This window comes from Pseudomonas libanensis (assembly GCF_001439685.1).
Taxonomy (GTDB): Bacteria; Pseudomonadota; Gammaproteobacteria; order Pseudomonadales; family Pseudomonadaceae; genus Aquipseudomonas; species Aquipseudomonas libanensis.
The window spans coordinates 24899-38918 of the sequence record NZ_JYLH01000014.1; the positions used below are offsets into that span (position 1 = coordinate 24899).

Annotated in this window: 12 protein-coding genes, 1 tRNA gene and 2 pseudogenes; 5 read left to right on the forward strand and 10 right to left on the reverse strand. The window is 59.7% G+C overall.

The genetic code is table 11. From position 1 onward, the window contains the following. Positions 1-4 precede the first annotated feature (4 nt). The 3 genes from TU73_RS20625 to TU73_RS20635 all read right to left on the reverse strand — a co-directional run bounded on the left by TU73_RS20625 (position 5) and on the right by TU73_RS20635 (position 3791). Entirely contained in the window at positions 5-1459 is a 1455-nt protein-coding gene (locus TU73_RS20625; protein WP_057013773.1) for a heavy metal sensor histidine kinase, read from the reverse strand. Further along, entirely contained in the window at positions 1456-2130 is a 675-nt protein-coding gene (locus TU73_RS20630) for a heavy metal response regulator transcription factor (RefSeq protein WP_057013774.1), read from the reverse strand. The genes TU73_RS20625 and TU73_RS20630 overlap by 4 nt, the downstream gene beginning before the upstream one ends. A gap of 341 nt (positions 2131-2471) precedes the next feature. After that, positions 2472-3791: an OprD family porin gene (locus TU73_RS20635; RefSeq protein WP_057013893.1), complete on the reverse strand. Its 1320-nt coding sequence runs from the start codon at positions 3789-3791 to the stop codon at positions 2472-2474. Positions 3792-4017: 226 nt separating this feature from the next. Between TU73_RS20635 and TU73_RS20640 the strand changes: the two genes are divergently transcribed. From TU73_RS20640 to TU73_RS29660, 3 genes and pseudogenes are all read left to right on the forward strand, one after another. Continuing rightward, the gene (locus tag TU73_RS20640) at positions 4018-4350 is read left to right on the forward strand and encodes a DUF2790 domain-containing protein (RefSeq protein ID WP_057013775.1); all 333 of its coding nucleotides are present in this window, start codon (positions 4018-4020) and stop codon (positions 4348-4350) included. 195 nt (positions 4351-4545) lie between these two features. Beyond that, positions 4546-5232, forward strand: a pseudogene (locus TU73_RS29655) (PAS domain-containing protein); the annotation flags it as partial. A 108-nt stretch (positions 5233-5340) separates the two neighbouring features. After that, a pseudogene (locus TU73_RS29660) lies at positions 5341-5772 on the forward strand (methyl-accepting chemotaxis protein); the annotation flags it as partial. A 153-nt stretch (positions 5773-5925) separates the two neighbouring features. Here TU73_RS29660 and TU73_RS20650 read toward each other — a convergent pair. After that, positions 5926-6162: a hypothetical protein gene (locus TU73_RS20650; RefSeq protein ID WP_057013777.1), complete on the reverse strand. Its 237-nt coding sequence runs from the start codon at positions 6160-6162 to the stop codon at positions 5926-5928. Positions 6163-6603: 441 nt separating this feature from the next. Further along, complete coding sequence (locus TU73_RS20655; protein WP_057013778.1) at positions 6604-7413, reverse strand: AraC family transcriptional regulator; 810 nt, start codon at positions 7411-7413, stop codon at positions 6604-6606. A gap of 137 nt (positions 7414-7550) precedes the next feature. Between TU73_RS20655 and TU73_RS20660 the strand changes: the two genes are divergently transcribed. Further along, positions 7551-8189, forward strand: coding sequence for a LysE family transporter (locus TU73_RS20660; RefSeq protein WP_057013779.1), 639 nt, complete (start codon positions 7551-7553; stop codon positions 8187-8189). Between the two features lie 44 nt (positions 8190-8233). Next, on the forward strand, positions 8234-9328 hold the full coding sequence (ddlA, locus tag TU73_RS20665; protein WP_057013780.1) for a D-alanine--D-alanine ligase: 1095 nt from the start codon (positions 8234-8236) through the stop codon (positions 9326-9328). 25 nt (positions 9329-9353) lie between these two features. Here the strand turns inward: ddlA and TU73_RS20670 are convergent, their stop codons facing one another. The 5 genes from TU73_RS20670 to TU73_RS20695 all read right to left on the reverse strand — a co-directional run bounded on the left by TU73_RS20670 (position 9354) and on the right by TU73_RS20695 (position 13741). Then, positions 9354-9668 (reverse strand): helix-turn-helix domain-containing protein, encoded by a 315-nt coding sequence (locus tag TU73_RS20670; RefSeq protein WP_057013781.1) that lies wholly within the window; start codon positions 9666-9668, stop codon positions 9354-9356. A 472-nt stretch (positions 9669-10140) separates the two neighbouring features. Beyond that, the gene (locus TU73_RS20680) at positions 10141-10860 is read right to left on the reverse strand and encodes a purine nucleoside phosphorylase YfiH/LACC1 family protein (protein ID WP_057013782.1); all 720 of its coding nucleotides are present in this window, start codon (positions 10858-10860) and stop codon (positions 10141-10143) included. 27 nt (positions 10861-10887) lie between these two features. After that, positions 10888-12717, reverse strand: coding sequence for a gamma-glutamyltransferase (ggt, locus tag TU73_RS20685; RefSeq protein ID WP_057013783.1), 1830 nt, complete (start codon positions 12715-12717; stop codon positions 10888-10890). Between the two features lie 36 nt (positions 12718-12753). Continuing rightward, positions 12754-13533 carry a PhzF family phenazine biosynthesis protein gene (locus TU73_RS20690; protein WP_057013784.1) on the reverse strand — a complete coding sequence of 260 codons (780 nt, stop codon included), beginning with the start codon at positions 13531-13533 and terminating at the stop codon, positions 12754-12756. A 131-nt stretch (positions 13534-13664) separates the two neighbouring features. Beyond that, positions 13665-13741, reverse strand: a tRNA-Met gene (locus tag TU73_RS20695). Positions 13742-14020 lie beyond the last annotated feature (279 nt).

A 14020-nucleotide genomic window follows, 5' to 3' on the forward strand; every position in this document is an offset into this window, starting at 1 on the left:
TGTGTCAGCCAGCACATGCATCAACTGACCCACAGCCATCGGGGGCAAGCCCCCTCCCACATGAGATCTCTGTTGTCTGCAAAGGAAACACCAGGCTGAACCGCGTAAAGCGCCCCGGCTGGCTGGTGACATGGGCATGCCCCTCATGAAGATGCATGATCGACTTGACGATCGCCAGCCCCAGCCCGGTGCCGCCCTCGGCACGGGTACGGCTGCTGTCGGCGCGGTAGAAGCGTTCGAACAGGTGCGGCAGGTGGTGCGCTTCAATGCCTCGCCCCGGGTTGCCCACCGACAGCGATACGCTCTGCTCGTAGGTCTCCACCAACAGCAACACGGTAGAGGCCTCGGGTGTGTGGCGAATGGCATTGGACAACAAATTGGAAATCGCCCGCTGGATCATCAGCCGATCGCCCGTCACCCAGGCATCGCCGCGCAGGCTCAGGGTGACGTGTTTGTCTTCGGCGCTCAGGGCAAACAACTCCATCACCCGCTGGGCTTCTTGGGCCAGGGACACTTCGGTGAATGACGCCCGCGCCGCCGGATGGCTGACCTGGGCCAGGAACAGCATATCGCTGACGATACGCGCCAGGCGTTCGAGCTCTTCGGTGCTGGATTCCAGCACCGCTTTATATTCCTCGGGTGGTCGCTGGCGTGACAGAGTCAATTGGGCCTTGCCCATCAGGTTGGTCAAGGGCGCGCGCAGTTCGTGGGCCAGGTCATCGGAGAACTGCGAGAGTTGCTGCACCCCGGCATCCAGGCGATCGAGCATCACGTTGATGCCCTGTGCGAGCTCACCGAGTTCGTGGGGCAAGTTATCCACAGACAAACGATGGGTCAGGTCCTGTGTGGTGACTTTCGCCGCCACCTGGCTGAACTGCTTCAACGGTGCCAGGCCGCGTTGCACCAACCACCAGGCGCCCATGCCGATCAGGATCAACAGCAACGGCAATGCAATCAGCGTGGCGCGCAGGTAGGCGCTGAGCAACGCCTGGTCGTCCATGCGGTCCAGGGACAGCAGCACCCGCACGCGCTCGCCGCTGGCCAGGCGCATCAGGCTGGAGGCGCTGAGCACCTGGCTGCCATAGTTGTCGGTCCAGTTCAGGTAGCCGAGGGTTTCCCGAGGCTTGAAGTCAGTGAGCAAAGGCTCCTGGGGCTTGGCACCGATGTTGAGTAACACGCTGTTATTGGGAGCGGTGCCGACGATCGTCAGGTAGAAATTGTCATGGCCGATGACCAGGTCCAACAGCGAATGGGGGCGGGCGCGGATGGCCTGGGCATCGAGCCCCAGGGCCAGGCTGTGCTGGATCTGTTCCATCTTGCTTTCCAGGTTCTTGCGCGCCAGTTTTTCCAACTCATGGGTGAGGGCCAGGTAGGCCAGGGTGGCCAGCAGCAACACCAGCCCCGCGCCCATCAGGCTGACGGTCAGGCCCAGGCGCATCGACAGGCTGCCGGTCTTCATGGACGCGCTTCCAGCACATAGCCCACGCCACGGATGGTGTGGATCAGCTTGACCTCGCTCTGGTCGTCCACCTTGGCCCGCAAGCGGCTGATGGACACTTCCACCACGTTGGTGTCGCAGTCGAAATTCATGTCCCACACCAGGGAAATAATCTGCGTGCGGGTCAGCACTTCGCCGCTCTGGCGCATCAGTACGTGGAGCAGGGCGAACTCCTTGGTAGTCAGGTCAATGCGCCGGGTGCCGCGATAAGCACGATGGCGACGCGGGTCCAGTTCCAGGTCCGACACGCGGAATACTTCCGGCTGCGGAATGTGTTCGCTGCGTCGCAACAAGGTGCGCACACGGGCCAGCAGCTCGGGAAACTCGAAGGGCTTGACCAGGTAATCGTCGGCGCCCATGTCCAGGCCCTTGATCTTGTCAGCCAGCCGGCCCCGGGCGGTCAGCATCATTACCCGCTGGGTGCTATTGCGCCGCAGCTCTTGCAGAACTTGCCAGCCGTCCTTGCCGGGCAGGTTGACGTCGAGAATCACCAGCTCATACGCGTGCTGCCCGGCCAGATGCAGGCCATCGATGCCATTGGCGGCGCAGTCGACCACATAGCCGCTTTCGTTCAAGCCTTGCTGCAGGTAGTCAGCGGTCTTTTGCTCGTCCTCAACCACAAGGATACGCATGGGGTGTTACCTCTAATGTCTGGAGAGAGAAAGCGCCCATTTCCGTTTGGCGGCTGTTTTCAGGGGAGTAGGAAAAGTTTCAACGCTGAAGTAACTTTAGGGTCAACTGCGACCATCGGTCGCATAACCCTGCGGGCAAAAAAAACGCCCCAAGCGGGGCGTTAAAAACTCATCTCTTTCCAAAGGAGCTACACAAAAGCTTCAGAGATGAATGTGCTCGGTGAATAAGTTGAAGCCAGTATAGAAATTTCAACTTAACGAGAAGCTGGAGCCAATATTACAATTTTGATAGACGGCTATTTGTGAACAGATGTTAGTTAATCGCGAGGGAATGTAAGGCGTCATAGCACGGCCAGTGGATATTCGGCGATCAAGCGAACTTCTTCCAGGTCGGATTCAAAGGCACTGGAGCGCACGGTGGCCTGGCGCAAGCGCAGGGACAAGTCCTTGAAACGTCCACTTTGCACTACATACCTGGCTTCGATATCCCGTTCCCAACGGCGTTGATCGGTCAGTGGGTTACCCGCCGCATCGCGCCGCACATACACGGCGTTGGCGTTGCTGTAGTCGGCGCCGGTGCCCTTGCCGTAGCGGGTCATGAACGACAGGCCCGGGATGCCGAACGCCTGCATGTCCAGGTCGTAGCGCACCATCCATGAGCGCTCCTTGGGCGAGTTGAAGTCGCTGTACTGGATCGAGTTATTGAGGGAGATCGAATCAGACTGGCGCAGGTAGTCGAAGTCGTCGTCGCCATTGTTGCGCTGGTGCGACACCGCCACGCTGTGGGCGCCGACTTTGATTCCCAGTCTGGCGCTCCAGATGGTGTTGTCGAATTCGCCGAGCCGTTTGCTGCCTTCGTCCACCGCCTTGTAGACGTTGAAATCGCCGAACAGTGACACGTCGTCGGTCAGCGCATAATTGGCGTAACTGCCGAAGTAGTACTGATTCCACGCGTCTTTCAAACGGCTGCTGTAGAGGCTGACGCTCAGGTGTTTATTAAATTGATAGTCACCGCCGACATAGCCCACCCAAGGCGAATCGACCTTGCCCGCATAGAACGTCGCAAAGCCGTTGTTCATCCCGCTTTCATTGGGTTGGCTCATGCCGCTCAAGCGCCCGCCTTGCAGGCTCAGGCCTTCCAGGCTGGTGTTTTGTACGGTGAAACCGCGAAAGCTTTGCGGCAATACCCGTGAATCGCCGTACGCCACGACGGGCGTCAGCGGGAATACATCGCCCGCCTTGATTACCGTATCCAGTACCCGCAGTTTCGCCGCGCCGCCGAGTTTGCTGTAGCTGTTTTCGGGCTGATTGGCGCTGTCCACCGGCAACACACCGAACGAGCCCTTGCCGCCGCTGCGGCCGGCACCGGAGTCGAGCTTGAGCCCCAACATGGCAAACGCGTCCAGACCAAACCCCACAGTGCCTTGGGTAAAACCGGATTCAAACTGGCTGATCAGCCCTTGCGCCCAGGCTTCGGAATAGCCGTTACCGGTGGGGCTGGATTGGCCCTTGCGATCGTCTCGGTTGAAGTAAAAAGTGCGCGCCAGTACGTTCAGGCTGCTGCCTTCTATAAAGCCTTCGGGCTTTTCCTGCTCTGCGGCCACGGCCAGGGGCAAGGCGGCCATCAGTGAAAAGGGAAGGGTGTAGTGACGAATGTTCATGATGCGCTCCTCGGTGATGGCAGTTATCGGCTTCTTATAGAGGCAGGCGTTCTTATTGATCTGGCCCAGGCTGATAGTTACAAACGGCGTATAACAGTGGCATTGCATGAAGATTACGATTCTGGAAACTAACGGCCATCTAACAAATAAGTAATGCTTTGGTGAACCTGGCGTCAGGGTTGGTTGGTTAGTCTCGACACTTAACTTTTCAGTCGAGGACTTTGCAATGAACTTCTATAAAGTAGGTTTGGGCGTATTAACGGCGGTCTTGTCGTTTGGTGCACTGGCCGAAGGCGGAGGGGATCGAACCTTCGCCCTGATGATGGAGCGCAACGAGAAAGCCATGGCTGCCTACGCGATGAAAAAAGGCAAGGCTGTGCCGCAGGTGCAAACCTATCGCTACGGCATGGACCTGGACATCGCCAAGGTGGTCAACGTGACGCCGCCGATCCGCTCGTGCAACGCCGTGCCGTCGCGCATGACTTATGAAGACTCCAGCGGCAAGCTCAATACCCTGGAATATCAAGTCATGGGTGTGTGCCGGTTCAATGGTGGCTGATGGAGCTGAAAATATAGTCCGACTTGAGTCCCAAGCCCTCTTCAGAAAACTGCGCCAACGCCGATGCAGGTTAGTACGCCCACCTCACTTGCCTAATGGTGCCCCATGTTCAACACCCGCCTGAAGCAGGAGCTGGCCGCTCTTCGCGAAGACTTGTCGAGTTTGCTGCAGGTCAAGGAGAGCCTGGAGAACGAAATGCTATGCCTGACGCTGGATGCCGAGGGCCGGGTGGAGTGGGCCAATGCCAACTTCCTGCGAGAGCTGGTTTATTCGCTGGGCGAAATTGTAGGGCGGGCGATTGAAGACTTGGTGCCGGCCCATGTGCGCCAGGACGAGTTCCAGTTGCGCTTCAAGCATGCGCTGGCGCGCGGCGAACATTTTGCCGGCGCCGTACGCCTGATGCGGGGCAACGGCAAGGAGGCGTGGCTGCGCTCGATTGTGCAGCCGGTGCGTAATTCGCAGGGGCGTCTCAAGCATTTTTCAGTGTTTTCCAGCGACCTCACCCGCACCATCGAGAACTCGCGTGAACATGACAACCTGATCACCGCGCTGATGCGCTCCACGGCGTTGATCGAGTTCGACCTGGACGGGCACGTGCTCACCGCCAATGACCGCTTCCTCAGCAGCATGGGTTACAGCCTGGCGCAGATCCAGGGTAAACATCACCGCATGTTCTGTGAGCCGCAGGAATACAACAGCCCCGAGTACCAGCAGTTCTGGAAACGCCTGAACGCCGGTGAGTACGTTGCGGCGCGCTTCAAGCGCGTGGACAGCCACGGCCGCCTGGTGTGGTTGGAAGCCACCTACAACCCAGTGCTGGACGCTAGCGAGCGACTGTACAAAGTGGTCAAGTTCGCCACGGTGATTACCGATCAGGTCAACCGCGAGCAGGCGGTGGCCGACGCCGCCAGCATTGCCTACAGCACCTCCCTGCAAACCGACGACAGCGCCCAGCGGGGCACCACGGTGGTGACCCAGGCCGTGGAAGTGATGCGTGACCTGGCCCGGCACATGCAACAGGCCGGCGAAGGCATCGAGGCGCTGAACGCCCAGTCCCAAGTGATCGGGAGTATCGTCAAGACCATCAGCGGCATCGCCGAACAGACCAACTTGCTGGCGCTGAACGCAGCCATCGAAGCGGCGCGTGCCGGTGAACAAGGGCGTGGCTTTGCGGTGGTGGCTGATGAGGTGCGGCAACTGGCTTCACGCACCAGCAAAGCCACTGAAGAAATTGTCGGCGTGGTACGCCAGAACCAGGACATGGCCCGCGACGCGGTGGCCTTGATGGCTGACGGTCGCCTGCAAGCCGAGCAGGGCCTGGCGCTGGCGGCGGAGGCGGGTACGGTGATTGTGGAAATCCAGGACGGTGCGCAAAAAGTGGTGAGTGCGGTCGGGCAGTTTGCCAATCAGCTGTCAAGCTAAAGAGAGCGTTCGGACGCCAAACCCGCTTTTGAATACAACAGAGTCCAATTGTGGGAGCTGGCTTGCCTGCGATGGCATCACCTCGGTGTATCTGATGTACCGAGGTGTCTGCATCGCAGGCAAGCCAGCTCCCACATGGGTTTTGTGGTGTCTTCAGGTACGTGGCATGCACTCGATGGTGCGGTTTACCACGGTCTTGGCCATCTCCAGCAGGTGCCATGCGGCATGGATTCGGGCGCGGTCGTGGGGTTGCAGGTGATCGCAACAGTTCCACACCGTGGCCGATGCGCTGTTGATCAGATGGGAAATGTAGAGTTGAGCGTCTTCGAAGCTGAGCTCTTCATTGACGACGAGGCAATCCATGGGTGGATCGGGAAGTGCTTTGGTCATGGTGTAACTCCTATTGAGCAAGGGAGCGACCACTCACGCTGCTAAACGTAAGGTGGCAGCTGTACGCGGGTTAGCAGACCGGTCAATAGGAAAACCGGCGCACCCGAAAGTGCCCCGCGCACAGCCACCATAAACGTATAGGTGAACCTGTGCCTATTGAGTTCGGGCTGCTAAACCCGATCACTGAAATTCAGTGACGGGCCGAAGACTAGCCATCGATTCCGACAGGCACAAGGCGGCAGGGATTGTCTCGGAAACGTCCTGCAATTTAAAGGGACGCGGCTTGCTGGCCCTTTACAAACCATGACCAAATGCCAGCAACGCCACCTCATCCTAATGTGGGAGCTGGCTTGCCTGCGATAGCGGTGTGCCTGATACACCGAGGTGTCTGCATCGCAGGCAAGCCAGCTCCCACAGTTTGAACGTATTCCAACCCAGCACTCAGCGCCCCAGCATCTTCACCCAACGTGACGGCGGCATGCCGTAGGTGCTGCGAAATTGCCGGGTCATGTGGCTTTGGTCGGTGAAGCCTGCGGTCATCGCCGCATCCACCAACGATTGGCCCTGGGCCAGCAAGTGACGCACCAGATCCAACCGGCGCATGGTCAGGTAGCGGTAGGGGCTGGTGCCGAACAATAAGCGAAAATCCCGCGATAACGCCCAGCGGTCTCGGCCGGCGTGGTCGGCCATTTCATCCAGGGTGATGCTGCGGCCCAGGGCGCTGTGGATAAATTCCCGGGCACGCTCGGCGGCGACGTAGTCGAAGGATTTGCGGCTGACGATGGCGCCGCAGGCAGTGCTCAGCGCCTGGGCCAGGTCGAACATGGCGTCCTGTTCTTGTATCGGGTCTATCGGGCAATCCAGGCTTTGCAGCAACACTTCGCTGGCGCGGTGCAGCCGCGGATCGGTGGACAAACCGCCGGGAATGAACGGCAACGGTTTGCCGCCGAGGATCTGCTGGATCAGCGCCGGCTCCACATAAATCATCCGGTACTTGAAGCCTTCCTCGCTGCCCGCACGGCCGTCATGGATTTCATCCGGGTGAATCACCATGGTGGTACCAGGCAGGCTGTGGGTTATGCCGCCGCGGTAATGAAAACTCTGCACGCCGAACAAAGTGCGCCCGATGGCGTAGGTGTCATGGCGATGGGGGTCGAACGCGAAGCCGGCAAAGTACGCCTCGATACGGTCCAGGCCGCTGGCGTGCGGGGCGCGATGCAGCCAGTCGAGGGTGTGGGTGGGTTTGCCCATGGTGGCTTGTCACAAAAGGAGGTGGAAACACGTTAACCGAGTCTGCCGCGCTTGTCTGCCCAGGGTCTTGTACGATTGTGCAGGCGTCGGCCGGGGCCTATGATCGCGGTTCGTCTACTGCACTGGTGGAGCCTTCCATGGTTTTTTTCAACCCTGCCTATGTGACGCCCTTGGTGTCACTCGCGTTGCTGTGGACGGTCGCCGTGGTGACGCCCGGCCCCAACTTCTTCAATACGGCGCAGTTGGCCGCCAGCTGTTCGCGACGTCACGGCGTGGTGGCATCGGCGGGCGTGGCGACCGGCACGATTATCTGGGGGCTGGCGGGTGGCCTGGGCATCAAGTCGCTGTTTACTGCCGCGCCCATGCTGTACCTGGCATTCAAGATCATCGGCGGCTGCTACCTGATCTACCTTGGGCTGAAGCTGTTCAAACGCTCGGCGCCAGCCGCGGGGCAAGCGTTGTTGCCCGATGAGCCGCGACGCTCGTTGTTTTCCGCCTGGCGTTTTGGCTTGCTGGGCAATCTGTCCAACCCCAAGGCCGCGCTGTTCGTCGCCACGGCCTTCGCCTCGACCATGCCGCCGTCGCCATCGCCTGCGCTGCTGACCCTGGCGGTCGTCACCATGGCGACCTTGTCGTTCAGTTGGTACACCAGCGTCGCCCTGGTGTTTTCCAGCGAGCGCATGGCCAACCTCTACAGCCGTTCGCGCAAGTGGCTCGACCGCTTTGCCGGCAGTTGCTACCTGTTGTTCGGTGCACATCTGGTAGCGAATCGCTGACCGCCCGTGGTAAGAAGCCTTACTTTCAACAGTGAGGCCGGGTCATGAGCAAGGTGCGGGTAGGGATTATTTTTGGTGGTCGTTCGGCCGAGCACGAGGTATCGCTGCAATCGGCGCGCAACATCGTCGATGCCCTCGACCGTTCGCGCTTCGAGCCCATCCTGATCGGGATCGACAAGGCCGGCCACTGGCACCTCAACGACACGTCGAACTTCCTGATCAACCAGGAAAACCCGGCGCTGATCGCCCTCAACCAATCCAACCGTGAGTTGGCAGTGGTGCCGGGCAAGGCCAGCCAGCAAGTGGTGGAAACCTCCGGCCAGGGCCTGCTGGAACACATCGATGTGATCTTCCCTATTGTCCACGGCACCCTTGGCGAAGACGGTTGCCTGCAAGGCTTGCTGCGCATGGCTGACTTGCCCTTTGTCGGCTCCGACGTGCTTGGCTCGGCGGTGTGCATGGACAAAGACATCAGCAAACGCCTGCTGCGTGACGCCGGGATCGCTGTCACGCCGTTCATTACCCTTACGCGTCGAAACGCATTACGCACCTCTTTTGAGGCGGCTGCGAACACGCTCGGCGTACCGATGTTCATCAAACCCGCCAACCAGGGCTCCTCTGTGGGCGTGAGCAAAGTCGGCAGCGAAGCCGAGTACCTCGCCGCGATTGAGCTGGCGCTGGGTTTTGATGAAAAAGTGCTGGTGGAGTCCGCCGTCCAGGGCCGTGAAATCGAATGCGCCGTGCTGGGCAATGACCAGCCCATTGCCAGCGGTTGCGGCGAGATCGTGGTGAGCAACGGCTTCTATTCCTACGACAGCAAATACATCGACGACCAGGCCGCCCAGGTGGTGGTGCCGGCCGCTATCAGCCATGAAGCCAGCGAGCGCATTCGCAGCCTGGCCATTGAAGCGTTTGAAGTGTTGGGTTGCGCAGGGCTGGCGCGGGTGGATGTGTTCCTGACCGGTGACGGCGAAGTCCTGATCAACGAGATCAACTCACTGCCCGGTTTTACCCGCATCAGCATGTACCCCAAGCTGTGGCAGGCAGCGGGCATGAGCTACAGCGAGCTGGTGAGCCGCTTGATTGAACTGGCGCTGGAGCGGCATGCGGGGCGCAAGGGGTTGAAGATCAACCGCTGATCATAGGCCCGGGTCAGTAACGCCATCAGGCGTTACTGAGAACTTCGCGAAAAACATCCGGCCTTGAGGCCGCAATGTGTAGTAACGAGCGGGCTGCACCAGAAGGTGCGCGACGCCCTTGCTCCCATTCTTGAAGGGTTCTGACTGACACCCCCAGAAGTTCGGCGAATTTTGGTTGTGAGAGGCCTGTCTTGCTTCTTGCTTCGGCAGCTTGCGTAACTTCGACGTGGCGCACAGCGCCATAACGCCCCGCTTTGACATCCTGAATCGCTGTCAGTAATTCTTCGCCGATATTGCGTTTGGCGTCACGTTCCTTCAGTTGTTTCTCAGTGAGTGGCATGGTTCATTTCCTTTGCGATTTTGTACAGGACATGTGCCGGAATACTCTCAGTGGCGCCCTTGCCATAAATCAGAAGTGCTACGACTGCTCCGCACTCCAACTGCGTAGTGTAGATAATTCGCACCGATCCACTTTTGCCCCGGCCCTCCATGCTCCAGCGTATCTTTCGGCAGCCACCTGAGCGCGCAATAACATTCCCTGAGTCAGGATGGCTGGCAAGAAACGCCATGAAAATACCTTTTTCCTCTTCAGTCCAATAGTCCGGCCATAGCCTGCTGAACAAAGGCGATTCTATGATGGTCAACACGCGAAATTCTACGTCTTTGACGTAGCCTCTGGCAAGAAAGGGCGGGCCAGAAAATCGCAGATGAGAAGGCACTGCTCAAGAGGGTTTTTATCGCAAAAAATGACAAGGCATTTTGAGTTTTGGCGATAGTCAGGGGGCCTGAGAGGTTGGTTTGTAGGCGTTTTTTTATTGGTCTGTACGAGCAATCCACGAATAGATCAACGTCCTGTTCTCCGCCGGGTGATGAGTCCTCCTGCGATAGCTGGCAAACGCCGGCGAGGTGCAGTAGGTGCATACGTCACTCACCTCGATATGTTCGCGCTTGACCCCGGCCGCGTGCAGCAACAGCAGCCCATACCCGCTCAAGTCAAACCAGGCACTTCCTGTTTGCCTGGCATAGGGCGGTGTAATGTGCGGGGCTTGTAGCGGTGCCGGTTGCTCAATGCTCCAGGGCGCCTGGCCGTGCTGCCACAGGTGGCCTTGATCGGCCTGGAACTCGGCAATAAACGCCGCGCTCACCTCATAGCAGCACGGTTTGATCGACGGCCCAATCGCCACTCGCAGTTGGTCTGCGGTAATGCCTTTATCTATGAAGCGCTGCACAGCATTGCCGATGATCCCGCGCTGCAAGCCCTTCCAGCCACCATGAATGGCCGCTACCCACTCACCACCTGCGATCAGAATGGGTAAGCAATCGGCCGTGATAACCGCAATCGGCTGGCGGCTGCGGGTGAGCACCCCGTCGGCCTCAATCGTGTTGACCAACTGACCCGGTTGCCACTCGATCACCGACGCGCTGTGCACTTGTTTGCAAATGAACACGTCATCGGGTCGCAGGGGATCATCAATCGAGCAAAAACCATGATCGACGCCGGGGAGGGCATTGAGGTTATGGGCTTTGTGCACCGTGCATTCTCCTTTGATCAATACACCCTAGTCGCCCAGCGCCTCGCCTTCGCGCCGAGGGTCGGCGCCGCCGCTCAGGGACACCTTGCCCTGGGCCTCCCGCGTGCGCACGATGGCCTGGATGCCGCTGGTCATCTCGATTTCGCTGAGGGCATGACCTTTGTCCTTAAGTGCCTGTTTCAGCGCGGGGCTGAACAGACCGGTTTCCAGTTCAGTGGCCCCGTTACGGCTGCCGAAATTCGGCAGGCTGATGGCTGCTTGCGGGTCGAGCCTCCAGTCGAGCATCGCCACCAGGGATTTGCTCACATATTCGATGATCTGCGAACCGCCGGGGGAGCCGACGGTGGCGAGCAGCTCACCCGTCTGGCGGTCGAACACCAAGGTTGGCGCCATGGCCGAGCGCGGGCGCTTGCCGGGTTGTACGCGGTTGGCCACAGGCTGGCCGTTTTCTTCGGGGATGAACGAGAAGTCGGTCATCTGGTTGTTGAGCAAAAAGCCCTGGACCATCAGGTGTGAGCCGAACGCCGCTTCCACGGTGGTGGTCATCGATACGGCGCCGCCCTGGTCGTCCACCGCTACGACTTGCGAGGTGGAGATGCGCAGCGGCGAGCGGTCCGGTGCATACGCCACCTGCACGCCAGCGGGTTGGCCGGGCTTGGCGACGCCCATGCTGCGTTCACCGATCAGCGCGGCGCGCTGGGCCAGGTAATTGGGCGCGACGAGGCCGGCAACCGGTACGGGCGTGAAGTCTGCATCAGCCACATACAGTGCACGGTCAGCAAAGGCCAGGCGTCCGGCTTCGGCGATCAGGTGTACCGCTTCGGCTGTTGGCTCAAGCCCGGCCGGCGAGGCACTCTTGACCGGTGTCATCGGCGCGATCGCCAGGCGAGGGTCGCGGGCTTCCAGCGCTTGCAGCATTCCTAGGATCTGCGCTACGGCAATCCCGCCCGAGGAAGGCGGCGGCATGCCGCAGACCTTCCATTGTTTGTAGTCGGTACACAAGGGTGCGCGTTCCTTGGCGCTGTAGCTCTTGAGGTCGGCCACGGACAAGCTGCCGGCATTGTGATTGCCCTGCACCTTGCGTGCGATCTCATCGGCAATCGGCCCGTGGTACAGCGCGTCCGGCCCTTCCTTGGCGATGCGCTTGAACACCGCGGCCAGCGCCGGATTTTTCAGCAGCGTGCCGGTGGCTTTTGGCGAGCCGTCGGCATTCAGGAAGTACGCCGCCATTTCCGGTGATTGTGCGATAAAGCGGTCAGCCGCGATCAAGCTGTGCAAGCGCGGGGAAATAGCGAAGCCTTGTTCCGACAAGCGGATCGCCGGCTCGAACAGCTTGGCCCATTGCAGATGGCCGCTCTTCTTGTGCGCCATCTCCAAGGCGCGCAATACCCCTGGCGTACCCACCGAACGTCCACCAATCTGGGCATCCGTAAACGCCATTTGCGTACCATCGGCCTTCAGGAACAAACGCTCGGTCGCACCCGCCGGCGCGGTTTCGCGGCCGTCGTAGGCATGCACCTTTTGCCCATCCCACAGCATGATGAATGCACCGCCGCCGATACCGGAAGACTGCGGCTCCACCAATGTCAGCACCGCCTGCATGGCTATCGCCGCATCGATGGCCGAACCGCCCTGGCGCAACATCTCACGCCCGGCTTCGGCGGCCAGTGGGTTGGCGGCGGCGGCCATGTGGCGTTCGGCGTGGCGGGTGCTGAGGTCGGTGCGATAGCCCGAGCCCAGCTCCGGTGCCAATGGTTGTTCGGTGACGGCAGTGTGGCAGGCCGCGAGGGCCAGGGCTGTTGCGATGACCGTCAGATGGCGGCGGGAAATCAAAAACACGCGCTGAACTCCGTTCATTTTGAGAATGATCTGTTGTCCTTGGGGTACTGCTTTCTACAGGTAGATCGTGCCTTGCATATACAGCACGGCCTTGCCGGAGATAATCACCCGGTCGCCCTGAAGTTCACAGCGCAACTGGCCCTTGCGCTGGCCGCCTTGCTCGGCGGTCAATTGCGATTTGCCCAGGCGCTCGGCCCAGAACGGTGCCAGCGAGGTGTGCGCCGAGCCGGTGACCGGGTCTTCATTGACCCCCACATTCGGGCCGAACCAGCGCGAGACAAAGTCAAACCGAGTGCTTTTGGCGGTGACCGCAATCCCGCGTTTAGGCAGGCCCTTGAGTCGTGCGAAATCCGGTGTGAGCGCCGCCACCTGCGCTTCATCCTCTACCAGCACGATGTAGTCGTCGGTGCCAAACACCTCGGCTTTTTCAATTCCCAACGCACTCAACATCCCGCTCGGCGGCTCGCAGCGCTCGGGCTGTTTGGCCGGGAAATCCATCGCCAATTCATCGCCATTGCGTGTCACCCGCAACTCGCCGCTGCGGGTGGCAAAACGAAGCACCTCGGGTGCATCGGCCAGCTTATGGATCAATACCCATGCCGCCGCCAACGTGGCATGGCCGCACAGGTCCACCTCGACTTCGGGAGTGAGCCAGCGCAATTCATAGAAGTCGCCACGGGGTACGAAGAATGCGGTTTCCGAGAGATTATTTTCCGCCGCGATATTCTGCAGTTGCTCGTCGGGCAGCCATTCGGTGAGCGGACACACCGCCGCTGGGTTGCCGCCGAAGGGGTGGTGGCTGAAGGCGTCGACCTGGTAGATGTCCAGTTTCACAGTGAGGCACTCCGTGTGTGAAGGGAGGCTGGACACTAACAGTGGGGTAGGGGAGCGTCAAAATACAGTTGGGAAGTTTTTTTGCGCGCAATAAAAAACGGCCTACCTTTCGGTAAGCCGTTTTTAGTACTTGGTGGCTACACAGGGACTTGAACCCCGGACCCCAGCATTATGAATGCTATGCTCTAACCAACTGAGCTATGTAGCCAAGTGGCGCGCATTATTCGCCTGGAACGGCAATGCGTCAAGCCTTTTTATCGAAAATTTTTCTACGCTTTCAACTGTTTAAAGGAAAGCGCCGCTTTGGGCGACGGGCGGCAGGGGCTGCGTGCCTCTCATGCATCAACCCAACTCTTTACAGTCACTGGCTTTGATTATCCGGGGAGGAGGTATGGATCGTGGTGACGGCAGCCAGAGCGACGTCGGATGGCTTTGGCTCGTTCGGTAATGCACCAGGCTTGACGGTGTTGGGCAGATATCCCTGTCG